Source organism: Brasilonema sp. UFV-L1 (genome assembly GCF_012912105.1).
GTDB lineage: Bacteria > Cyanobacteriota > Cyanobacteriia > Cyanobacteriales > Nostocaceae > Brasilonema.
Map to the genome: position 1 here is coordinate 1 of NZ_QMEA01000058.1, position 22,309 is coordinate 22,309.

Consider the following 22,309-nt stretch of genomic DNA (forward strand, 5'->3'; position numbering starts at 1 on the left):
CCCGCAAGGGGAGTGTAGGTAGTTCACTCGCTTGTCTTTGGGCATCTGTAAAATATGCTGGTACTGTAATCACTACCTGAGTGACAGGTTCACCTAAAAAATCTTCCGCATCTTGTTTCAGTTTTTGGAGAATCATCGCGGAGATTTCTTGTGGTGTGTAATGGTGTCCGCGAAGCAGTACATCAACGGTATTGTCTCGACCTTTGACACAGGTGTAAGCAAGGCGATCGCGTTCCGTTATAGTGTCATCCCAACGACGACCAATAAATCGCTTGATACTGATAATTGTGTTTTCAGCGTTCGTGACAGCTTGACGCTTTGCCAGTTGACCAACCAAGCGTTCATTCTCCTTACCGAATCCCACAATACTAGGAGTCGTTCGTTCGCCTTCTAAATTAGCAATCACAATTGGTTGACCACCTTCGAGAACCGCCACACAACTGTTGGTAGTGCCTAAATCGATCCCAATAACTTTTCCCATAAATTTCAGTTGTTTGACATCAGTCTTTTTACTGAGTACTTTTTCCCAGAGTTTTGAGCAACTTCAGTCCGGTGTTAGCGATACACAAACACCGGGTAAAGGTTGCTAAACTTTGGACGTGATGTTTCGCGGACTATCTGTCGGGTGTGGTTAGATTGCTCGCCCCAGTATCCTTGGGACTTTTCATCAGTCAGGCGAGCGAATACGGCTTAACTATCGGCTGAACTCGACTGATTTTCCCCATTCGAGGATACATCTTCCTTCGGAGCAGCCACCTTCACCATTGCATGGCGCAGCACGCGATCGCCCAAGTAATATCCACGTACTAACTCTTCTAACACTGTTCCTTCAGGATATTCATCCGTAGGTTCGCGCAATACCGCTTCGTGTAAGTTCGGATCGAATGATTGACCATCAGGACGCATTGGCGAGACGCCCAAGCGCTTTAAGCTATCTACTAATAGCTTGTAAACACCTTGATAACTTTTGTGAATCGTCATCTCCCCATCATTTTGGGGTTTAATTTGCGCTCTTGCTCGTTCAAAATTATCGACGATTGGTAATAACTCAGTAATTGTGTTTCGTTTTATCTGTTGTTCTAAGTCTTCTTTTTCTTTTTGATTGCGTTTGCGGTAATTCTCAAAATCAGCCGCAATCCGCATGTACTGAGTGCTACGCTCTTCTAGCTGTGCTTTTAGGGACTCAATTTGTTGGTTAAATGCTGCTTCTTTAGCTGCAAATTCCCCACTAACATCCTCAACTGTTGCACCAACATTATTGCTTTGATTCTGTTTTGCAGTATCTGAAGATACATCTACTTGGCTTGCCACTGGCTCAGTTCCCTCGCTTTGGCTGGCGTTGACATTGATTTGGGCTGTAGAGTCGCTCGTCATTGCTTGCTTTTCCTCGCTTTCTTCACCTGATTGCTGGTTTGTGTTGTTTTGCTGTTTATCTTCGTCTATCATTTTGCACTCTTCCCAGATGCTGTGTTGGGTAGTTATCCCCATATCAAAAAGTGGTCACCGTGTAGATGGCTTTCTATAAGATTGTATGAAGTATGAAGTGAAGTACATAATATTTCATCCTTCATCTTTAATTGGTCACCGTCATCTATTTTGACAAATGCTGAGTATGTTGGCGTATACACTTCTTGGGCGGCTTACCGTAAGGTAAAGAATTTGCCAAGAGCACAAGCTTGCTTTCTATAGGTTATTGTTTTTTTGCGAAATCAAGCCAGCCTAAAATATCTGCAATTATTTAAGCGCATTCTCGTAATATAGCTGTCATATTTATTTATTTTTGTGCTGAACTTTCCCTAAGTGTGCAAATGCTTCTCTGGGAGGCGCTCAAATGCACGCTTAAAAGGTTGCAGCTTCATAGCCGTATTGACGACTTTTGTTAATTGCCCAATGACTTCTTGTGTAGACATTAGTAGACAGTGAAGTACCCCATCTTGCCTATGCCTGACGGCACGCTGCGCGAACGGCTGATAGCGAAGCGTGGCGGAATAGATGGGGCTTCCCCAAATCCAACTAGTACAAGGACGGTTTTATTCGTCTTTTGGGCTTCCCGTTTCATCGGGCAACGCCTCTTCAAACACGCCAGATACGACGTTGAGTTATCAGGGAATTGTCACAAAGTCCGGTTGATGTTGTCTGTGCTTGGGTTAGAGTATGAGCTTGTACCCGTTGTTTTGAAAGGTGGCGAACAAAAAACAGAAGAATTTTTGAAACTCAACCCATTAGGACAAGTGCCAGTTCTTAGAGATGGCGATGTGGTGATTCGGGATGCCCAAGCAATTTTAGTTTATTTGGCACGGCGTTACGGCGGTGAAGACTGGTTGCCCACAGAGGCAGAATCTATGAGTCAAGTGGTGCAGTGGTTGTCTACTGCAGCTAACGAAATTCAACATGGTGTTGCTGCACTCAGAAAACATTTCTTGTTAAACGCGCAAATCGATTTTACTTATGCGATAACTGATACGAACGTTGCTTATGTATCAATTTCGAGAGCTTCAACCTCCGGCTATTATGGACATAAGTAAACATCCCTGCCGACTTATGGACTACCACGACATCATCACAATCGAACCTGGCAAACGCAGTGGTAAACTTTGCATTCGAGGAATGCGAATCACAGTGTACGACATATTGGAATATCTTGCAAGTGGTATGACCCAAGAAGAGATTCTGGAAGACTTTTCTGAACTCACCTCCGAAGACATCAAAGCTTGTCTTGCTTTTGCCGCAGATCGTGAGAAAAGGTTATTCGTGGTATCTGTGTGAAACTGCTTTTGGACGAAAACCTTTCTGACCGGATCATTCCTAGAATTACAGATCTGTATACTGACTCAGTGCATGTTAAAACATTAGCACTCATCGAAAGTGAAGATGTGTTGATTTGGGAATATGCTAAAGCAAATGATTTCGTGATTGTTTCCAAAGACTCTGATTTCCATCAACGTAGTCTTCTCTACGGTCATCCTCCAAAATTTATCTACCTTCGTGTCGGTAATTGTCCAACATCTAGAATCGTACAAATCTTGCGGGACAATTATGTCACAATTAGTCAGTTTGGAAACGCACAGCAAGAAAGTATTCTGGTGTTAACTTGAAGAGCGATCGCGCTCTTCCTCGGAAGAGCGCGATCGCTCATAATAGAGCTGTTGAAATTATTGGTTAAGCTGAGAGTTTCTGGTTAACTTGATAAGCAGCAGTTAGTAAATTCGCCTTCACGTATGTCGTTGTCTGTAGAACAAATCGAGAAGAGAATAAAAGAAATAGAGTGTTTCGTTGACCCCTCAAGTGAGCGATACGGGCGTTTACTCAACTGGCAAAATCCACCTGATCCATTTTGGCATTATGGGATTGGTCTATCAGATACACATATTTTTGATACAGGTCGTGGGTTATGTCCATTTGAGAGAAAGGAGGCAAAATTTGTTGCCGGTATTGACCACATTGCTTTTGACCCAGAGCGAACAATTGAGCGGCTCAAACAAGCCCTTCATGTTTTTGCTGATTGGGAGTACACTTTTCCCGCTTGGAATTGTGAACACCTTGGTCGGTTAATTGCGACAGATAAACCGAGATGTTATCAAAGTAGAGCTATATGGTTTTTGTGTAATCTTACCCCAAAAGGCGATCACAAAACAGCACATCAAATCTTTCGAGCTTACCTAGAGAAGGTTGCTCCTACTCTCAAACGGTAGTCATTTTAAAAATTTTTACCTGAATTTAACTCAGTGTAGATGTCAATTCCGCCTCACAGCATGGGAATAATCTATTTAGAGTTCCCATAACTAAATTGCTCATATATGTCTGACTCGTTACCACAAAGGCGTAGTACTGCTATTACTGCAAAACTAGAGTTCTCGCCCTTTGGCAACAAACTAGTGGAATCTGGCTTTGTCAATAGCGAACAGATGAGACACGCATTGATTGAAAGCCGTAAGTCTGGCAAACCCTTGACACAAGTGCTCGAATCAATTTCGGGACAACGGTTATCACCAGAGCTATATAGGTTACACAAAAAGCAGCAGCTGTTTGAACTCAAAATATTATACGGTGTTGAATCTCTTGATTTAGAGGTGAGTCAGATTGGCACAACCCAAATTGATCAACTGATTGATACTCTAATTCCAGTGGATATCTGTCGTCGTCATCACTTGATTCCATTAACAAAGAACGCAGACAAAAATCCGCCCTCGGTTTTGGTGGCGATGGTAGATCCGGATAATTTAGAGGCTTCGGATGACTTGAACCGCATCTTGCGTCCCCAAGGATGGACATTGCAGCGGATGGTGATGACTCAAGAAGATTATCAGCAACTTATTAACCAATATTTAGATGAACTGACTGTTCGGAAAAAGAACTTAGAACAAGAAAAGTTTACAGATATCAATCAGGACTTAGAAAATCTAGACAATCTCAATTTAGATGATGCGTCTGAAGATAAGGAAGCTGATTTAGCCGCAGCGATGAAGGGTGCTGAGGATGCTCCCATCATCAATTTGGTGAACAGAATCCTTGCCAAAGCACTACATGAGAGGGTTTCTGATATTCACGTAGAACCACAGGAAGAAAACTTACGCATTCGTTTTCGTAAGGATGGTGTGCTGAGTCAGGCTTTTGCTCCTCTGCCCAAAAAAATCATTCCTGCTGTCACAACTCGTTTCAAAATTATTGCCAATTTAGATATTGCTGAACGGCGTTTACCTCAAGACGGACGCATTAGACGAGTGTTTGAGGGACGCAAGGTGGACTTTCGCGTCAGTACTTTACCCAGTCGCTACGGGGAAAAGGTTGTACTGCGGATTTTGGATAACTCTGCCACTCAATTGGGATTGGATCAGCTGATTACTGATGCAGAAACTTTGCAACTTGTCAAGGAAATGGTCAGTCGTCCCTTTGGTTTGATTCTAGTGACTGGACCGACAGGTTCTGGTAAAACAACAACGTTATACTCGGCACTCTCGGAGCGGAATTCTTCAGGTATCAACATCTGTACGGTAGAAGACCCAATTGAGTATAGCTTACCTGGGATTACTCAAGTGCAGGTGATTCGAGAAAAAGGTTTGGATTTTGCAACAACTTTGCGAGCCTTTTTGCGTCAAGATCCTGATGTGCTTCTCGTGGGTGAGGCGCGAGACAAGGAAACGGCAAAAACAGCAATTGAGGCAGCTTTGACTGGTCATTTGGTTTTAACAACTTTACATACGAATGATGCGCCTGGGGCGATCGCCCGTTTGGGAGAAATGGATATTGAGTCTTTCATGATTTCTGGTTCTCTCATTGGTGTACTAGCACAACGCTTAGTACGACGCGTCTGTCATAACTGTTGCATTTCCTATATTCCCACTACAGCAGAACTAGCTCGCTACGGTTTATCAGCAAGCCAAGAAGCAGGTATTATTTTCTATAAGGCAAACACCCTTACTTGCGAGCAAATTCAACAAGCTAAAGCAAACAATCAGCTTTGCCCAGAATGTCATGGTGTAGGTTACAAAGGACGTTGTGGTGTTTATGAAGTTATGCGAATCACAGAACGCCTGCAAGCTTTAATTTCCAAAAATGCACCAACAGAATGCATTAAAGAAGTCGCAGTGGAAGAAGGAATGAAAACCTTACTGGATTACAGCCTTGATTTAGTGCGTCAAGGTTACACCACTTTAGAAGAAGTAGAACGAGTCACCTTCACTGATACAGGTTTGGAAGCAGAGTTAAAAGCTAAACGTAAGAGCAGTCTAACTTGTCGAACTTGTCATGCCCAACTCCAATCTGAATGGCTAGATTGTCCATATTGTATGACACCACGATTTCAAGATTAATTAGTCATTAGTTACAGCAATCCTAGATAGATCGTGAACAAAAAATAAAAAAAACGAACCGCAAAGACGCAAAGAGCGCAAAGAAAAGAAAGAGAAGAGGAAGAAGGTGTTTACATCCTATTTAGGAAGGCTGTATGAGTCATTACTTTGGAATAAAGGAAGTAGAAAAATATAAATGATGATTGAATATTTTATGGAAAAGTTGATAGAAATGGGTGGTTCAGATATGCACTTATCTGCAGGTTTACCTCCTTACTTTCGACTCAGTGGCAAACTGACACCTATTGGTGAACCTTTATCAGCAGATGAGTGTCAGAGGCTAATTTTCAGTATCCTCAATAATTCCCAGCGTCAAACCTTGGAGGAAAACTGGGAGCTAGATTGCTCTTATGGTGTTAAGGGATTGGCTCGTTCTCGGGTCAATGTTTATAAAGAACGTGGTACTTATGCCGCTTGTTTGCGGGCGTTAAGTTCTAAAATTCCAAGCTTTGAAAAATTAGGTTTGCCAGACGTTGTACGAGAAATGTCAGAAAAACCAAGAGGATTAATTTTGGTAACAGGTCCTACGGGTTCTGGTAAAACAACTACCTTAGCTGCCATAATTGACTTCATTAATCGCACCAGGGCAGAGCATATTTTAACAATAGAAGACCCGATTGAATTTATTTATGAACCTATAAAAAGTTTGATTCATCAAAGGGAGCTAGGTGAAGATACAAAAAGTTTTGCCAATGCTTTGAGAGCAGCCTTGCGCGAAGACCCAGATATTATTTTGGTAGGAGAAATGCGTGATTTAGAAACAATTTCGTTAGCTATTTCTGCAGCGGAAACAGGACATTTGGTTTTTGGAACTTTGCACACAAGTTCAGCAGCACAAACTGTAGACAGAATTATTGACGTTTTTCCATCAGAAAAACAAACTCAAGTGCGGGTGCAGTTGTCTAACTCACTGGTGGCAGTATTTAGCCAAACTCTGGTTCCTAGAAAAAATCCCAAGCCAGGTGAGTTTGATCGAGTAATGGCTCAAGAAATTATGGTTGTGACTCCTGCTATTTCTAACTTGATTCGTGAAGGGAAAACATCTCAAATTTACTCTGCTATTCAGATTGGAGGTAAATTAGGAATGCAAACTCTAGAAAAAGCTTTAGCAGATTTACATAAAGCCGGAGTTATCTCCTTGGAAGCAATGATGTCTAAAACTTCTAAGCCAGATGAAATCAAGCGTATTATTAGTAGTGCTGTACTACCAATAGGAATAAGAACAGGAGGAGCAGTCAAGATTCAATGAACAATTATCAATGAACAATGAACAGTGAACAATAAACAGTGAACAGTGATAACTGATAATTGATAACTGGTAACTGATAACTGATAACTGATAACTGATAACTGATAACTGATAATTGACAATTTCTTGTTCAAAGCCAATTAAACTTTAAGTTAACAAAGTCAACAAGCAGGATACTTGGATAGTCGTGGATTTCTTGTTTTTAAATTTTGTTAGTGCAGCGGGACGCAGCGGAGCCGGAGCCGCTCCGCCTCCGGTCCATTTTGAATTATTTAATATGCCAATATTTGTTGCTCGTGTGAAGAACTCGCAAGGAAAATCGAAAAGAGAAAAATTTGCGGCTAATTCCTTAGCTCAAGCCCATACTCATCTTAGGCGAAAGGGTTATGTGGTACAAGACCTCAAAAAACAATCTCAAGGCTTTGACTTTAAACAACTTAAAACACAATTGACACATGTTTCTGTGAAGGATAAAGCTGTTTTTTCTCGTCAATTTGCTGCTTTAGTTCATGCAGGAGTGCCAATTCTTAGAAGCTTGAGTGTGTTAGCGCAGCAATCTAACAATCCTAAACTGAAACAAGCTATTTTGGGCATTAGTACCGATGTTCAAAGTGGTGTGAATCTTTCTGAAGCAATGCGGAAATATCCTGATTGCTTTGATAGTTTGTATGTCAGTATGATTCAGGCTGGCGAAGTCGGTGGTGTTTTAGATGAAGTGCTAGATCGTTTAGCGAAGTTGTTAGAAGATATTGCTCGATTACAAAACCAAATTAAATCAGCATTGGCTTATCCTGTGGTTGTGGGATTTTTGGCGATCGCCATCTTTATCGGTATGACAGTTTTCCTTCTCCCAATTTTTGCCAATATTTTTAAAGAATTGGGAACTGAGTTGCCTGTTTTGACACAATTGATGCTATCGATAAGTGAAGTCTTAAGAAGTTGGTGGTTTTTAGTTATTCTTAGTATTGTTGCAGTAAGTGTTACGTATCAACAATACTACAAAACTCAAGTTGGACGTGAAACCATAGACCGTCTTTCGTTAAAGATACCGTTGTTTGGTGAGTTAATCCAAAAATCATCAGTTGCCCGCTTTAGTCGCACCTTTGGTTCTTTAACTCGTTCAGGAGTTCCAATTCTCACTTCCTTGGAAATTGTGCGGAATACGTCAGGAAACCAGGTGGTTGCTAATGCTATTGATACTGCACGTGTAGAAATTCAACAAGGAGGTATGATTAGCATTGCTTTGCAAAAAGAGAAAGTTTTTCCTCCAATGGCAATTCAGATGATTAGCATCTCAGAAGAAACTGGTGAATTAGATGCGATGTTAATGAAAATTGCGGATTTCTATGAAGATGAAGTCGAACAGACAGTCAAAGCACTCACTAGCATTTTGGAACCGATTATGATTGTTGTTTTAGGAGGGATGATTGGTGCAATTTTGTTATCAATGTATCTGCCTATGTTTAAGGTGTTCGATCAGCTAGGCTAGATGATGAAATCAGTCATCACTCATCAGTTATCAGTTTGAAGAAGAATTCAGCAATTCTGAATTCAGTATTCACCAAGGAAGAAATAAAGAATTGAGTTTTTCGACTTCCGACTTCTGACGACTGACGTCACGACTCCTGACTCCTTCATTGGTCACTGTTCACTGTTCATTGTTAAAAGCTGCTTTTCTAAGCACCATCTCAGCTCGCCATCTCAATACTAGTGTAGTTCCAGCTGTAAATAATATACCAAGTAACACGGTTTTCAGATTGAGACTTTTGCCACTGTCATTTACCAAAATACTTTCGAGCATTAGAGAAGGTAATAATATGCCGCTAACAAGTAATAACCTATTAAAAGGTAACTTTCTTTTAGCTAGAGTTATCAAGAGTGCTAAGCAAAGCCCAAGAGGGATAAAAGTCAGTGCATAGTAAAAAATTTTCTGCTCTTTCGGAACCAATTCCAGGAGATTAAAAGAGTAGGAATTTTGTAATTTATCGACATAAACTTGAATAGTCGCCCCAGAATAAGTAATAACTATATGATGGAGATGAGTATCTGCTAAAATACCAGGGATACTTAATTTTGTGTCTGTCCCGTTTGCTCCAGTAATCGGTGTTCGTATTCGCAAATCTAAGTCACTTCCTTGCTGTCCTAGTGTAAAATTGCGATGAAGAGGATTAGCTGAAAGTGAAATTATGCGTGCTGGTCCAATCTGAACTGTATTAGCTGTAGCAATGTTAGTAATGATTGTAAATTGGGAACTTTCACGTATTCTTTTACTCAAGAAGGTGACAGGTTCTGGTGTTGCTAACCAGTGCCTGGCATTCAAAGTAACACCTTTTTCATCTTCTACATCTGATGATTGTCCTTGCGACAATAAATCAGGAAGTTGACCATTGTTATCACGATAAGTTCTTTCACCAGTTAATTGATAAGAAGCTAACAAAGACTTCCCAAGAATCTTACTGTCATTTTTATGATTCAAGATTTGTGAAACTTCATTTTTAGAAATAGCTCTATCAGCAATAGAAAGTTCTGAAACATATCCCTGCCAAGGTCTATCACCTGTTTGTTCATTACCAATCAACAGTGGATAATTCAAAGACCAATTGCTTAGAGTAGTTGTATGTTGCCAAGCAATTGAAATAATAAAGGATATGAGTATGTATCCAATAAAAAATAGTGTTAATTTCTTGATAGAACTCTTGGCTCTACTATTTTCTATACGCATTAAAGTAGATAGAAAACTTTGTGAGTTCCATAAAGAAAAGCAGAGTAGACCCACCAATCCACCGATGGTATTGTTAAAAACATCAGCAGGAGTAGGTGTTCTGGAAGGCAGAAAAACTTGCAGAACTTCAACCGTCAATGATAAACCTGCACTCACAAGTATCACTGTTAGAAATTGACTTGTCGCTTTCATCCTTGTTCTCTGTAAGAGACTGGTGAAACCGAAACCTAAAGGCGTAAACAACAAAATATTGTTGACTTGGTCTTTAAAAAAGCTTGTATTGTCAAAACTGATAACCAGTTCTGCTAGGGAAAAACTCTCTGGAAAGTAGAATTTCAATGGATAAAGTGTAGCTATTAGTACAACTAATATGCTAAAAATGACCAGTAAAAAATCTCCGGAAATTACCAATTGGTTATGCAGTAAAGTAAAATTTTTGCGTCTCTTCATAATGATCCATTTTCTTTGTATTTTAATAATAGGTAATTGAACTACTGATTATTAGTATACGGTTAAATACAAGTCATTAACAAAAAGTAAGTGAACGCTTTTCTTCATGTTATTTGTTCGTAAATCTTCGTGTTGAAAGACTTGTAAATTTTTCATAAAAACGTCATGAAGATAGGCTCTTCTAAAATACATATAGTAAATACATTGGCAAATCAGCTTTTTCCGGATCTCAAAGTCTCGTCAAGTAATAAATAATACATAGACAACAACTGATACACACTAACTAAGTCTAAAGTTGTGCTAAGTGTTTTCAATGAAATTCAGTTTATTGCTGCAAAAACTATGTCTTTTACACTACTGATAATTTGTCAACTACTTTATAAAAATGGCAATTTCCTGAGTCTAAGTTATCACAATAATTTTTTATTAATGAGAAATAACTTTAAGTCATCTCAACCTGAGATGGTAGTCGTTATTTCTCCAAAAAAGCAGTCTGATAAAAGCAAGGGAAGTTTCCAAGATATGCTGGAAGCACTTGGAGTGCGTGAAACAGGACTTTCATCAGGAGATCCAAATCAGTACCGATTTGAAAACCCACTTTCATTTATCGGTAAGTATCAATTTGGGGAAATATTGCTGATTCGTCTTGGTTACTATAAAGCCGATGTTTATTATGGACGTGGTGCTAATAAGAATAACTGGCGAGGTAAATGGACAAACAAGAACGGTATTGATAGCAAATTAAAATTTCTCAATTCTCCTCATGTCCAAGAAGAAGCGATTCGTGAGGCTTTTGGAGTGTATTGGAAAGATATCAATGATATTCTTAGTAAGCAAGGTAAGTCTATAAACAATTATCTTAATCAGAAAAAGACCTTTAATGATAGAGGTAAGTCAAGAGCAATAACAATAACCCTTTCTGGTATTCTAGCAGGGGCACATTTGAGAGGTCCTGATAAAGTCGTAGAGCTTTTACTTAAAGATAAAGTATCTGACGATGAGTTTGGCACTTCTATTGTTGAATATATCGAGATGTTCGGTGGTTACGACACGACGACAAAAGATTTGTCTAACTTCCAAAGTTCAATAAATAAGCTGGGTTGAAAAATAAAACCCAGCTGACAAAATATAAATCATTAAATGAAATAATTACCTCACAAACTGAGGCATAATTTCAGCAGCAGTGAATAATCCATAGATACCTTGCTGATGCAATTTAATGCCAGCTTTAAGATAGCCAAAGGCAGGTCCACAGACGTTTGCTGCCATACTGGTTTCATCTCCTAATGTGAAGGTATGAGTGGAAATTTTACCTTCAAAGGTGCGACCAGTGATTTTAACGTTGGTGCTAATGGGCTTTTTAGGGTTACGTGTATCAACGATACCACCAACGCTCACGCGATCGCGCCCGACAATGCCTGCTAACTCTAGCATCACATCATCAGCGTGTTCCATGTTCTCTAAAGTCAGCACGCCATTGGTTTTATCAAGCAGTGCTTCTACTTCCTCATCCGTCATTGCCTTAGCAGTTTCCACGTCATAACCTGGCATATGGGCAATATCTTCGCGGATAGTGGCGCGGTAAGCTTCCCAGTTAGCTATTCCTACCCCAAAGACAATTTTGACTTGATGAATTTCGGCGTAGCTTTGGGCCGCTAATGCTGCTGCTGCTGTTAAGAGTCCTGGTGTCGCCCCACATCCTGTCATGTAGGTAATTCCTGCTGCTTGCAGTTCTTCTTTCATCGCCAGCAGTTGTTCCACAGCACTAGTGCGCTTAATTGCATCCACTAGGACTCCGCGCCAACCAGATTTGATAAATTGCCTCGCGACAGAGGCGATGAAATCATTGGGTAGGTTTGGTAACGCCAAAAAATATCCATCTACAGGATAAGATTTTTCTATTAAATCCTCTACACTACGATTTGTTAAAGTTCCGAGGGGTTCTAAATAACCCACTGAACCTTGAGATTGATAAGTTGCAATGCATTCTTGAGCATTTAAACCATCAGCAGCATAGGCGTAGCCTTGTTTGTCTGCTGCTGCGACTAAAAGCATTTCACGTTTTGGGGCGAGTACTTTAGCAGCTGCTTGCCCCAGTCCGCCAAAGCCCAGCACTCCTGTGCGCATCGCTTTGGAAAGATGAGTAGAACCTGTCACTTGCTCTGCATTCATGGTCAACTTTTGAGAGTTAAATAAGAGCGTGAAGTACCGTTAGCAGTCCTTGTTTGGGATTTCTTGCTACTGAGTACACACCCATAGCTGATCATACACTTTGGCTAGTTTTATAGCTGAGAATTAGATGATTTTCGATAATAATGATAAAGTTTTTCAAAAATTATCGCTATTTATACACCTCTTTCTACTGCTAATGCCCGTTTTTAGGCATTTCCCCACTGAAATGACAAGTTGAATTTTTAGCTTGACTAAATAGATAAGATTAAGGGAAACTTACAAATAACGAATGTAAGAACTAATAAGAATAATAACTTTTGTTAAGTTTCTGAGATATATATTTTGAGAGATGGAACATTAATTAACAAATGGCAAATTTGTAGCTAAGGAAAAATTCTGTATCAAATGGCTACATTTATAGTCAATTGCTACAGCACTACTGTCCAAGCCTAGTATTTTGGTTGGCAAGAAGCATGGAGACTTTAGAGTTCGTAATTTATCCAGACGGTCGGGTACAAGAAAAAGTCACTGGCATTGTGGGTGCTTCGTGTGCTGAAGTTACAGCAGCGATAGAAGCACAGCTAGGACATGTACTAACGCACGAGCCAACCTCAGAATACTTTGCTACCAAGGTCCAGCAATCGGGTGTGGTGAATACGCAAACCACTTTCAGCGATTGGTAAGTTTTCAAACATACTTTAGTTTCATTCACAACCACCATGTCACACTTTAGCCAAATTAAAACCCAAATCCGTAACATTGATTCCTTGAAAGATGCACTGAGCGATTTAGGTGTAGACTGGAAGCAAGGTTCACGTGAAGTACGTGGTTATCGCGGTCAAACCCATAATGCCGAAGTCACCATTGAGCAAGAAAATGGTTACGATATCGGGTTTAGATGGAATGGCAAAGAATACGAATTGGTTGCTGACTTACAATATTGGCAACAAAATTTATCAGTTGAAGGTTTTTTACGCCAAGTGACACAGCGATACGCATACCATACAGTCGTTAAAGAAACTGCTCGTGTTGGATTTCAAGTTGCTGAACAACAAAAAAATGAAGATGGTTCCATTCGCTTAGTCGTACAGCGCTGGAGTGCGTAATGTCTGATTTTTTGCCGTCGCCGGAAGAAAGGGAAGATGATCGTTCAGGTTTTGAACCAGAATTGGGCGGTTTTTTACGAGACGCCCCAGAACGTTCTGGTTTAGAACCGGAACTGGGAGGAGTTTTGCGGCAAAAAGGTGTTTATGTTGACGAAATTACCTGTATTGGCTGCAAACACTGTGCCCACGTTGCCCGTAATACGTTTTATATTGAACCAGATTACGGGCGATCGCGTGTGATTCGTCAAGATGCCGATCCAGAGGAAGTTATTCAAGAGGCAATTGACACTTGTCCTGTTGATTGCATCCACTGGGTTAATTACACCAAATTGAAAAATTTAGAACAAGAGCGCAAATATCAGGTCATACCCTTGATTGGATACCCTGTAGAAGGAGCAGTGACGACTGCTGAACGGCGACGCAAAAAGCAAAAACTGACCCGTAAAAAATCCCGTTATTAAACTCAAGTTAGTTTCAAGTTAGTTTCACGTTATTTTGCAGGGCTGGTGGAGGACTAGTTTGATGAGTCCTCCTATTCTTTCATTATTGATCTGGTGTTATTGATCTGGAAAGGTCTGCACCTTGCCATCAGGACTAAAAACAGCTCGGATTCTTGAAGCTTGTCCATTTCTATTGGGAGAAACAAAAGGTTCACCAATTAAAGGCAAGCCCGTGCGGTCAACATAATCTCTCGCAGCTTTTCCTAAGGGTAGAATTCGCTCAATTTTGCCGTCAATACCCACTACTAGACTATATTCAATGCTTTGGCTCAACCCTGAAGGTGGTTGCCAGCGTTTTTTCAATACATCTCGGGCTTCTGACACTTGAACTGTATCAAACAGTGTATCATTACCACGACCCGTATTAGTCGTCGCAACTTCTGTGGAAAGATTTGCCCTACTTCTTCGAGCTTCCCGCAATCTAGAAATTAATGCATCCGTACCAACACTTCGTTCAGGAGTGCCTGGCTGTGAATAAACTGGTTCACGGCTACTGCTTGCGGTGGGTTCGGGTAAGGTTGCTGGTGCTGACGAAGCTGTTAAGTCATTTGGAGTGTTATTTGTGCTCGGTAAATTATTAAGTGTAGTATTGGTATTGGTATTCTTTTCAATTGATGTAGAAGAAGACTGACTCTTTGGCATTAATGGCTTTAATGCCGCAGCGTTGGGTTGTGGTTTGGGTTGAAGAGCAATTTGTTGCTCTGGTACTGTGTTTGATGGGGAAGTTGAGAGGGTTGGAATTTTTGTTGTTCCAGGGATATTCAGGGTAGTTCCTAAAGGTGGTAATGGTGCTTGAGAGACTCCTCCAAGAGTAGGAGATGTTTTGGGCACAGGCACAGAAGAAAGTGTGGATTTGGCAGATGTTTGAGGCGTCGCAGGTACACTCGGCAACGATGGTGTAGCAGGTAGACTCGGCAACGATTGAGTTATCGGTGGAGAAACCTTGGAAGTGGGTACAGATGAAGTCGAACCCACAGGTGGAAGTGGCGGGAAACTATTTGAGGGAGCGAATGTAGGTAGAGCCGTTGGTGTGGATAAAGGCTGTGCAGGCGAGGGTTCTAGAGCAATCTTTTGTTCTGGCGAAGTTTGTTTTCTTGCTCTGGCTGCCTCTTGTTGTCTGACACGGTTAGCATATTGCCAAGTGACTGGTGCTAAACCCACGGCTATCACGAGAACAGCTGCAACAGGTGCCCAAGCAGGTACTCCTCTTCTTGCAGAACGAGGCGTCGTATCTGGTAACGCCATAACATCAGCAGAATATTCATCCAGAGCTGTTGCTAAATCAAATAATTGCAGCAAACTCAGTTGAATAACATTACCAGATACTGGGTTTGCTAAAGAACCAAGATACAGATTGTGAGTTAAGTGATTGCTAGGTTTGATTTGTATATCTGCGTGTGGTGTGCGGGTAAAGGAGTTTATCGTTTGAGTTTCTTGTGAAGGGAAGTTGTTAAAATTAACCAGTTCAGTCTCATCAGATACTACGTCTACATCCTCTGTTCGTGAGAAACTTGCCCCTGAGAAATTTGCCCAAAAGCTTTCAGGAGACATTTGCATGAATTCTTGGACGTAGCCTGTCACCACTGCACACAAAGTCTCCAGCTGGTCGCTGTCACCTCTAATTGCGATTCTTTTTTCCTCTGGCAATCGCGGATCATCAAAGCGAAGCTCAAACTGTAGCTGCTTCAAAACAGATTTATTTGTCCACTGAGACAAAGCTGAGCTTTGCGCTAAGACTTCTAGCGTGCAGGTGGGCGGTGTATACCGACGGATCACAGAATTTGATACAGGCATGGCAGAAACTGCGAGCAGAATATTTTTAATTTTTGATTTTTGATCAGAGAATCTCAAATCTCAAATCTAGAATTTGGTTGAACGGTCGATAAGTGCTAGCCACAGACGGCGATGTCCACCAGGTCCACTGTAAAAAAGTACATCTATCAGCAGTTTCAGTGCGAGGTGGGTTAGTTCATCAGTGGAGATTGTTGTGTCTTCCTCCATCCGCTCTTGGTAAGTGTTGCAGAAAGCATCAATATAATCTCCAAGCAAAGCAGCCTGATGAGGTTCGCGGTTGTTTTCCGCCATTTGTTCTAAAAGCCCAACAGCACGGCGAATTAACTCTTGGTGCTGTTTAGCAAGGTAACAAATAATTAAAACAAGCGCTCTAGCTTCCTCCACATCTAGTTTTTTTCGTCCTCCTTGACCTTTACGTAGCGGATTGGATTGGCGCAGTCGCCATAACGCTACACGGTCTGGCACTCTTGACTCTAGATTCAGATTAACTGCCGCTTGTAGCATTGCCTCGGAGCCAATGCCAGTCAAAGTTTCTAACGCTAACAGCACTAAGTCCAGCTGAGTCTTAATATTGTCCCAATGAACTGAGTTTGGGGCTGGAAGCTTGATTAAATCCTCCCACTGAGAAGTTGGAGCGGGTGAATCGGCGGCAGAGTGCATAACTTTTAGCATAGGTGATCAGGCTAGTAGGAGCGGTTGCTGTTACCCATTTTGAAACCAGACTCTTAAGGGTTAAGATTGGTTTCCCATCACTATTAGCCGAAGCCGAGAGCTACGGCTTCTATTACTTTGGTCAACAGCAAAGGTGTTTGTTTTAAACTCTATGACAAAAAACTATTTTGAAAAAAGTATAGGCTTTATCAATTGTGCTTTATCTGCTAAACACAAATAGCTTTTTTTATTTTTTAGTAACAATAAACATTAGTACATAAATAATTGCCGGTAGCCAATTGCTACTTAATAGTAGCGCAATTGTTTACAAGCCATTCTCTTAGTTATACTTGTGACTTTCATAAAAACCCGGATTTTTTCAAAAACCGGGTTTGCGGTCCTCTATTGTTTGACGTTTTAACTGACGTAGGCAATTGTCACACCAGTACCACCATCAGCTTGTTCTGCTGCTTCATAACGGCTAACTCTGGGGTGCTGATGCAAGAAAGCATGAACTCCTTGGCGTAGCTTACCCGTGCCATGTCCGTGAATAATCCATATTGGTCCTGTTGCTTCTGAAATTGCCTTGTCTAAGATGATTTCTGAATCTGCTACCCTGCGTCCGCGTATATCTACTGTATTTTGAGACGTACGAATTGCAGGAGTTTCTGTCAAGGTTACAATTTTTGCCTCTGGTCGGCTTTTAGTTTCCTTAACAGCTGGTTCAGCTTTTTGACCATCTAATGATTCTACGTCTTCTAGCTTCACCGTCATCTTCATGATTCCAAAGCGGACAGTCAATTCTCCATCTTCATCAGGAGCAGTTAAGACTTCCGCTGTCTGCCCTAGCTTCGGTATACGGATGCGATCGCCGACTTTGGGAAGAAATCCCACTTTTGCTTTTGGAGGCGGCTCTGGTATAAATTTTTTTGTGATTTCACCTAACGCTTTTGTTGCGTTTTGGGCATCTTGTGCTGTTGGTTGACCTTGCTGTAAGCGGCGAATCACTTGAGCTATCTCACTTTTGGCTTGGGCGATCGCCTGCTGTACTGCCACCTCTTGCGAGACACGCAGAGCTCGTTCTCTTTCTTGTAATGCTGTGGCTTTCTCGGATACCTCTTTGTATAAACGCTCAGCTTGCTGCAACAAATCTTGTGCTTCTTCTGCTTTCGTTTCCTGACGACGGCGTTGTGCTTCCAACCCAGCAATCACCTGATTTACGTCATCTGTTGCGCCTCCTAGTTCCGTTTTCGCCTTTTCCACAACTTCTGCTTTTAATCCCAAGCGACGGGCGATCGTCAAGGCGTTGGAACGCCCAGGAATTCCCCAAAGAAGACGGTAAGTTGGTGAAAGCGTACTTTCATCAAATTCTACAGAAGCATTTTCAAACCGCTCATCTTGATATTTCAGTGCTTTGAGTTCACCAAAGTGAGTGGTGGCGATCGTCAACAGGGCATGGTCTGCTAGATATTGTAGGAGCGATATTGCCAAAGCACTTCCTTCTGCCGGATCTGTTCCTGCACCCACTTCATCGAGAAGAATGAGGGAGGATGGGATAGTCTTTTCTCCCCCTGCTTCCTTGTCCTCGTCTATTGCTTCTAAAATTCGACTAATGCGGCGGATATGACCAGAAAAAGTAGATAAACTTTGCTGTAGGGATTGTTCATCACCGATGTCTGATAGTATCATGTCGAACCACGGTAATTCCACTGGTTCGCGTGCAGGTACGAATAAACCGCCTTTCGCCATCAATGCTGCCAAACCTAGGGTTTTCAAAGTGACAGTCTTTCCCCCAGTATTTGGTCCAGTTATTGTAACTACCCGTATTTGTGGCTGAATGAGCAAATCAACGGGAACTACAGAATGTCCTTGCTCGTGGTTATACTGCCACTCCAAAAGCGGATGACGCAACTGTCTTAGGGTAATACTTTCATTTTCTTCTCGGTTAATGAAGCGTGGAGGATTTGCTTTTAGCCACAAACTATAACGCGCTTTTGCCAATGCCAAATCTAAGGTTGTGACAATTGCTAGCAACCGTTCCAAATCTGGCTTGACTGCTGCGACTTGTTCTGTTAATGTGCGACGGATTGCTTCTTCTTCTGTTTGCTCTCTTCTAATGAGTTGCCGCAGTTGGTTTCCTAATGGAACGATAGAATTTGGTTCTACATACAACGTTGCGCCTGAGGTAGAAGTGTCGTGGACAATACCCGGTATGGCGTCTTTTTGAGGCGCTTTCACGGGAATAACAAAGCGATCGCCTCTTTGAGTTATGATCTGCTCTTGGACGGCATTTGCTTTAACTTGTAATATGTTTTGCAGTTTTTGAGTGATTTGGCTGCGTAACTGCCGTAAGGAAGTGCGAATTTCACCGAGTTTTTGGCTGGCGCGATCAGTGACTTGCCCTCTTTCGTCTATGCATCTGTGAATTTCTTGTTCTAATTCTGGATAGGTTCGTAAATCGGCAACCAAAGCATTCAATACTGTTAAATCGGGGTGGTTATCGATGACACGGCGTACGTTTCTCGCACCTGCAACAGTGGTGGCGATCGCCAACAATTCCTCCCCCAGCAAAATGCTTTGCAGTTCTGCGCGTTCTAGGGAATCACCGATATCTTGAATTCCATCAAACGAAAGCCCTGTACCGAGGCGGCTTTCCAGTTCGTAGACTTCTTTTGTTTGTGCTAACAACTGCTCACTTTGGGTTTGCGAGGCAGGAATTTGTAGATGGCGTGCAGCAATAGTCCCCAGCTTTGTTGCCGCGAAGGTAGACAAATGCTGGCACAGGCGAGACCATTCAAGTAATTCTAGAGTTTCAGATTGGATCAAGGACTTCTAATCTGATATGGATTCTAAAATTATTGTAACAATTCTGTGCTCTAAGCGGCTTAACCTTTACAGCTGAAATTGACGATTGATTTAGTGGTTACAACTAAGTCGGGCGTAAATTCTTCACAGGTTTTGATAACGAACCGGGCTTCAACGCCTGTATTCACAAAATAGAATCCTTGTCAAGAAATACTAAATTTCTGCGTCTGTTCACCGCCACTATCGCGCCACATCCACTATTGCACGGGCAATTTCTGCCGTTGCTGCTTCACCACCTAATGCAAAGATAACTGGAAATAATGCCTTGATATCTTCCAGTCAGACTGAATAGTTTTAGCAGCCGAAAGTGCTTCTGGTAACAACTCAGGTGGTATTTTGTCTGCTAAGGTACTCAAGGCAAGAGTGCGAGAAGGCTTATCCTGAATCAACTTTTTCTGACGATAGCTAGCCCCTTAGGGGGCCTGCGCTAACGCTTGCCTTACGAGCGCAAAGCGCACGCTACGCGCTTCGGCAGATCGCTTGTGAGACTCACTTTGTACTTAACGCTACCACTGAGTGTGAAGTAAAATGAGTAACCGTGCAGAAAGTTACGCTAAGGCACAAAGCCCTACAAGATTGACTGAATAAAATATTTGACAGACAATTGCAACTGTGTTTCTCTCTCGTCGTGTGCGTTCTGGCGTTGCCTAGTGGGGTTTCATCCAAAAAACCCCTGCAAATGCTCCCATAATTTTGATACCCTATCTAAAACAGATTTGGGAGCATCAAGCGTGAATATTCAAATTGGGCGGGGAAAAACAGCTCGCAGGGCATACGGCATTGATGAAATTGCTCTGGTTCCCGGTAATAGAACACTCGATCCAAGTTTGGCAGACACTCAGTGGCGTCTTGGCAATATTGAGCGCAAAATCCCAATTATTGCGAGTGCGATGGATAGCGTAGTAGATGTCCGTATGGCTGTGCTTTTGTCACACTTAGGAGCATTGGGCGTCCTGAACTTAGAAGGAATTTACACTCGTTACGCAAATCCAGAACCTATTTTAGACCGTATTGCCTCAGTTGGCAAAGAAGAATTTGTTCCCTTGATGCAAGAACTTTATGCTGAACCAATTAAACCGGAATTAATTGAACAACGGATTAGAGAAATTAAACAACAAGGTGGTATCGCCGCCGTTAGTGCGACTCCCGTAGGAGCAAGCAAATTTGGTTCTGTGGTGGCAAAAGCTGGTGCGGATTTATTTTTTATACAAGCAACTGTGGTTTCTACTGCACACCTTTCACCAGATTCTGTGATACCACTCGACTTGGCAAAATTTTGCCAAGAAATGCCTATACCAGTGGTACTGGGAAACTGTGTGACTTATGAAGTGACTCTCAATTTGCTCAAAGCAGGTGCAGCCGCCGTACTGGTGGGAATTGGTCCTGGTGCAGCGTGTACATCTCGTGGTGTACTGGGTGTAGGTGTACCACAAGCTACGGCGATCGCCGACTGTGCTGCTGCACGCGATGATTATTACCAAGAAAGTGGTAAATATGTACCAATTATTGCTGATGGTGGTTTAATCACAGGTGGCGACATTTGTAAATGTATTGCTTGTGGTGCAGATGGAGTGATGATTGGCTCTCCGTTTGCGAGAGCCGCCGAAGCTCCTGGACGAGGTTATCATTGGGGCATGGCAACTCCTAGTCCAGTCTTGCCACGTGGTACACGCATTCGTGTCAGCACCACTGGCACCCTGGAGCAAATTCTCACTGGACCAGCACAACTTGACGATGGAACTCATAATCTTTTGGGAGCTTTGAAAACAAGTATGGGTACTTTGGGAGCAAAAAATATTAAAGAAATGCAACAAGTTGAAGTTGTCATTGCTCCTTCTTTGTTAACGGAAGGTAAAGTTTATCAAAAAGCACAACAATTAGGTATGGGTAAATGAAGGAGCTAGATACTGGTTAGGGGCTGATTTAAAATTGAAGCGAAGCTCACGCTCCATGCCTGAAGCTAAAGATCGAATTTGTTAATGAAATTTTTCCAGACTCTTAAACTATGACTGGAAAAATCCTATATGTCGCCTAGAATAGAGATAGCGGAGACGCATGTTTCCGTTCACTCCTCACACCACACTCCGCCCGGACGATGTTCGGGCGGTTCCTTAATAATTATTTTTGAATGAGTTTAAAATCTATATGCAAAAGTTAGCCGTCACTGCTTGGCAGTGGTTTTTGCTATGGTAGAATTTTCAGCAAACTCAAATATAATAATTGGCGAGGGTTTTAGGCATGTCAGCAACCGAACAAGTTGGACAAGTTAAGGACTCTGACTTTAAACAGGAAGTACTAGATAGCGAAATTCCTGTTTTAGTAGACTTTTGGGCACCCTGGTGCGGACCTTGTCGGATGGTCGCTCCTGTCGTTGAAGAAATTGCCGAACAGTACAAAAATCAAATCAAGGTTGTCAAACTCAACACCGATGAAAATCCCCAAGTTGCTAGCCAGTATGGCATTCGCAGCATTCCCACATTAATGATTTTTAAAGGTGGTCAAAAAGTTGACATGGTAGTCGGTGCTGTACCAAAAACAACGCTAGCTAACACTTTGGAAAAATATCTTTGAATCAGTACACTTGTGTACAGTAAACAGTTATTCAGGTTTCAAACGGGGATGCACAACCCCGATTGAAACGCACCACAATAAGACGTGAAAAACTCTGACTTCCAACGGAAGAATCAACGCATCTTATCTGAATAATCAATAACTGTTGAATATAACCACCTAAAAACTGCCAAAAAATGTTCGATTTGCTCAAGCGTCAGATAAACATTCGTAAACAGTGGAGTGGCAACAATCGCCTCTCCACAGATTGCTCGCCTTTTTGGTTCAGGCAATGTTTAGCAGCGAGCGGGCGATTGGGTTATCGTCGCTGAGGTACTTTGTTGTGAGCGGTAATTTGTAAAGTAAACATTAAATTATTGTCGGGTGAATGATTAGGCTCT

At 41.8% G+C, this 22,309-nt stretch carries 21 protein-coding genes; 13 read left to right on the top strand and 8 right to left on the bottom strand.

Annotated elements, in window-relative coordinates; all coding sequences use genetic code 11:
* Both DP117_RS17540 and grpE read right to left on the bottom strand, forming a co-directional pair.
* Window positions 1-481: Hsp70 family protein (locus DP117_RS17540; protein WP_169219572.1), on the bottom strand; the 481-nt coding region annotated here is incomplete at its 3' end.
* Window positions 482-690: 209 nt separating this feature from the next.
* Window positions 691-1,446, bottom strand: a complete 756-nt coding sequence (gene grpE / locus DP117_RS17545) for a nucleotide exchange factor GrpE (RefSeq protein WP_169219573.1) — start codon at window positions 1,444-1,446, stop codon at window positions 691-693.
* Between the two features lie 494 nt (window positions 1,447-1,940).
* Here grpE and DP117_RS17550 point away from each other — a divergent pair, with 494 nt between their 5' ends.
* The 7 genes from DP117_RS17550 to DP117_RS17580 all read left to right on the top strand — a co-directional run bounded on the left by DP117_RS17550 (window position 1,941) and on the right by DP117_RS17580 (window position 8,587).
* Entirely contained in the window at window positions 1,941-2,525 is a 585-nt protein-coding gene (locus tag DP117_RS17550; protein ID WP_169219574.1) for a glutathione S-transferase, read from the top strand.
* A 16-nt stretch (window positions 2,526-2,541) separates the two neighbouring features.
* A complete protein-coding gene (locus DP117_RS17555; RefSeq protein ID WP_169219600.1) occupies window positions 2,542-2,766 on the top strand; it encodes a DUF433 domain-containing protein in 225 nt (74 codons plus the stop codon).
* On the top strand, window positions 2,763-3,095 hold the full coding sequence (locus DP117_RS17560; protein WP_169219575.1) for a DUF5615 family PIN-like protein: 333 nt from the start codon (window positions 2,763-2,765) through the stop codon (window positions 3,093-3,095). The genes DP117_RS17555 and DP117_RS17560 overlap by 4 nt, the downstream gene beginning before the upstream one ends.
* 123 nt (window positions 3,096-3,218) lie before the next feature.
* Window positions 3,219-3,692: a hypothetical protein gene (locus DP117_RS17565; protein WP_169219576.1), complete on the top strand. Its 474-nt coding sequence runs from the start codon at window positions 3,219-3,221 to the stop codon at window positions 3,690-3,692.
* A 105-nt stretch (window positions 3,693-3,797) separates the two neighbouring features.
* Complete coding sequence (locus DP117_RS17570) at window positions 3,798-5,810, top strand: GspE/PulE family protein (protein WP_169219577.1); 2,013 nt, start codon at window positions 3,798-3,800, stop codon at window positions 5,808-5,810.
* A 175-nt stretch (window positions 5,811-5,985) separates the two neighbouring features.
* Window positions 5,986-7,098, top strand: a complete 1,113-nt coding sequence (locus DP117_RS17575) for a type IV pilus twitching motility protein PilT (RefSeq protein ID WP_211176170.1) — start codon at window positions 5,986-5,988, stop codon at window positions 7,096-7,098.
* Window positions 7,099-7,375: 277 nt separating this feature from the next.
* Window positions 7,376-8,587 (top strand): type II secretion system F family protein, encoded by a 1,212-nt coding sequence (locus tag DP117_RS17580; RefSeq protein WP_169219578.1) that lies wholly within the window; start codon window positions 7,376-7,378, stop codon window positions 8,585-8,587.
* A gap of 159 nt (window positions 8,588-8,746) precedes the next feature.
* Here DP117_RS17580 and DP117_RS17585 read toward each other — a convergent pair whose 3' ends face one another.
* Complete coding sequence (locus DP117_RS17585; RefSeq protein ID WP_169219579.1) at window positions 8,747-10,270, bottom strand: VanZ family protein; 1,524 nt, start codon at window positions 10,268-10,270, stop codon at window positions 8,747-8,749.
* Between the two features lie 297 nt (window positions 10,271-10,567).
* On the opposite strand from DP117_RS17585, the gene DP117_RS17590 reads away from it, so the two are divergent.
* A complete protein-coding gene (locus DP117_RS17590; protein WP_339381292.1) occupies window positions 10,568-11,374 on the top strand; it encodes a hypothetical protein in 807 nt (268 codons plus the stop codon).
* 45 nt (window positions 11,375-11,419) lie between these two features.
* On the opposite strand, the gene DP117_RS17595 is transcribed toward DP117_RS17590, so the two are convergent.
* The gene (locus tag DP117_RS17595) at window positions 11,420-12,442 is read right to left on the bottom strand and encodes a saccharopine dehydrogenase-like oxidoreductase (protein ID WP_169219581.1); all 1,023 of its coding nucleotides are present in this window, start codon (window positions 12,440-12,442) and stop codon (window positions 11,420-11,422) included.
* 473 nt (window positions 12,443-12,915) lie between these two features.
* Here DP117_RS17595 and DP117_RS17600 point away from each other — a divergent pair, with 473 nt between their 5' ends.
* Genes DP117_RS17600 through DP117_RS17610 form a run of 3 tightly spaced genes read left to right on the top strand, consistent with a single transcriptional unit; the run spans window position 12,916 to window position 14,009 of the window.
* Window positions 12,916-13,125: a DUF2997 domain-containing protein gene (locus DP117_RS17600; RefSeq protein WP_169219582.1), complete on the top strand. Its 210-nt coding sequence runs from the start codon at window positions 12,916-12,918 to the stop codon at window positions 13,123-13,125.
* A gap of 36 nt (window positions 13,126-13,161) precedes the next feature.
* Window positions 13,162-13,548, top strand: a complete 387-nt coding sequence (locus DP117_RS17605; RefSeq protein ID WP_169219583.1) for a DUF1257 domain-containing protein — start codon at window positions 13,162-13,164, stop codon at window positions 13,546-13,548.
* A complete protein-coding gene (locus tag DP117_RS17610) occupies window positions 13,548-14,009 on the top strand; it encodes a ferredoxin (protein WP_169219584.1) in 462 nt (153 codons plus the stop codon). The genes DP117_RS17605 and DP117_RS17610 overlap by 1 nt, the downstream gene beginning before the upstream one ends.
* Before the next feature lie 96 nt (window positions 14,010-14,105).
* Here the strand turns inward: DP117_RS17610 and DP117_RS17615 are convergent, their stop codons facing one another.
* The 4 genes from DP117_RS17615 to DP117_RS17630 all read right to left on the bottom strand — a co-directional run bounded on the left by DP117_RS17615 (window position 14,106) and on the right by DP117_RS17630 (window position 19,747).
* Window positions 14,106-15,842: a DUF4335 domain-containing protein gene (locus tag DP117_RS17615; RefSeq protein ID WP_169219585.1), complete on the bottom strand. Its 1,737-nt coding sequence runs from the start codon at window positions 15,840-15,842 to the stop codon at window positions 14,106-14,108.
* 66 nt (window positions 15,843-15,908) lie between these two features.
* Window positions 15,909-16,514: a DUF3038 domain-containing protein gene (locus tag DP117_RS17620; RefSeq protein WP_169219586.1), complete on the bottom strand. Its 606-nt coding sequence runs from the start codon at window positions 16,512-16,514 to the stop codon at window positions 15,909-15,911.
* Window positions 16,515-16,910: 396 nt separating this feature from the next.
* Window positions 16,911-19,319 carry an endonuclease MutS2 gene (locus tag DP117_RS17625; protein WP_169219587.1) on the bottom strand — a complete coding sequence of 803 codons (2,409 nt, stop codon included), beginning with the start codon at window positions 19,317-19,319 and terminating at the stop codon, window positions 16,911-16,913.
* Window positions 19,320-19,594: 275 nt separating this feature from the next.
* A complete protein-coding gene (locus DP117_RS17630; RefSeq protein WP_169219588.1) occupies window positions 19,595-19,747 on the bottom strand; it encodes a hypothetical protein in 153 nt (50 codons plus the stop codon).
* Window positions 19,748-20,089: 342 nt separating this feature from the next.
* Here DP117_RS17630 and DP117_RS17635 point away from each other — a divergent pair, with 342 nt between their 5' ends.
* Both DP117_RS17635 and trxA read left to right on the top strand, forming a co-directional pair.
* Complete coding sequence (locus tag DP117_RS17635) at window positions 20,090-21,253, top strand: GuaB3 family IMP dehydrogenase-related protein (RefSeq protein WP_169219589.1); 1,164 nt, start codon at window positions 20,090-20,092, stop codon at window positions 21,251-21,253.
* Window positions 21,254-21,596: 343 nt separating this feature from the next.
* Window positions 21,597-21,929, top strand: coding sequence for a thioredoxin (gene trxA / locus DP117_RS17640; RefSeq protein WP_169219590.1), 333 nt, complete (start codon window positions 21,597-21,599; stop codon window positions 21,927-21,929).
* The last annotated feature ends 380 nt before the right edge of the window (window positions 21,930-22,309 follow it).

Excerpts from the sequence above, each read along its gene's own strand:
- grpE (WP_169219573.1), bottom strand. The coding sequence starts at position 1,446 with ATGATAGACGAAGATAAACAGCAAAACAACACAAACCAGCAATCAGGT.
- DP117_RS17550 (WP_169219574.1), top strand. The coding sequence starts at position 1,941 with ATGCCTGACGGCACGCTGCGCGAACGGCTGATAGCGAAGCGTGGCGGA.
- DP117_RS17555 (WP_169219600.1), top strand. The coding sequence starts at position 2,542 with ATGGACTACCACGACATCATCACAATCGAACCTGGCAAACGCAGTGGT.
- DP117_RS17565 (WP_169219576.1), top strand. The coding sequence starts at position 3,219 with ATGTCGTTGTCTGTAGAACAAATCGAGAAGAGAATAAAAGAAATAGAG.
- DP117_RS17570 (WP_169219577.1), top strand. The coding sequence starts at position 3,798 with ATGTCTGACTCGTTACCACAAAGGCGTAGTACTGCTATTACTGCAAAA.
- DP117_RS17575 (WP_211176170.1), top strand. The coding sequence starts at position 5,986 with ATGATGATTGAATATTTTATGGAAAAGTTGATAGAAATGGGTGGTTCA.
- DP117_RS17580 (WP_169219578.1), top strand. The coding sequence starts at position 7,376 with ATGCCAATATTTGTTGCTCGTGTGAAGAACTCGCAAGGAAAATCGAAA.
- DP117_RS17585 (WP_169219579.1), bottom strand. The coding sequence starts at position 10,270 with ATGAAGAGACGCAAAAATTTTACTTTACTGCATAACCAATTGGTAATT.
- DP117_RS17595 (WP_169219581.1), bottom strand. The coding sequence starts at position 12,442 with ATGAATGCAGAGCAAGTGACAGGTTCTACTCATCTTTCCAAAGCGATG.
- DP117_RS17600 (WP_169219582.1), top strand. The coding sequence starts at position 12,916 with ATGGAGACTTTAGAGTTCGTAATTTATCCAGACGGTCGGGTACAAGAA.
- DP117_RS17605 (WP_169219583.1), top strand. The coding sequence starts at position 13,162 with ATGTCACACTTTAGCCAAATTAAAACCCAAATCCGTAACATTGATTCC.
- DP117_RS17610 (WP_169219584.1), top strand. The coding sequence starts at position 13,548 with ATGTCTGATTTTTTGCCGTCGCCGGAAGAAAGGGAAGATGATCGTTCA.
- DP117_RS17615 (WP_169219585.1), bottom strand. The coding sequence starts at position 15,842 with ATGCCTGTATCAAATTCTGTGATCCGTCGGTATACACCGCCCACCTGC.
- DP117_RS17620 (WP_169219586.1), bottom strand. The coding sequence starts at position 16,514 with ATGCTAAAAGTTATGCACTCTGCCGCCGATTCACCCGCTCCAACTTCT.
- trxA (WP_169219590.1), top strand. The coding sequence starts at position 21,597 with ATGTCAGCAACCGAACAAGTTGGACAAGTTAAGGACTCTGACTTTAAA.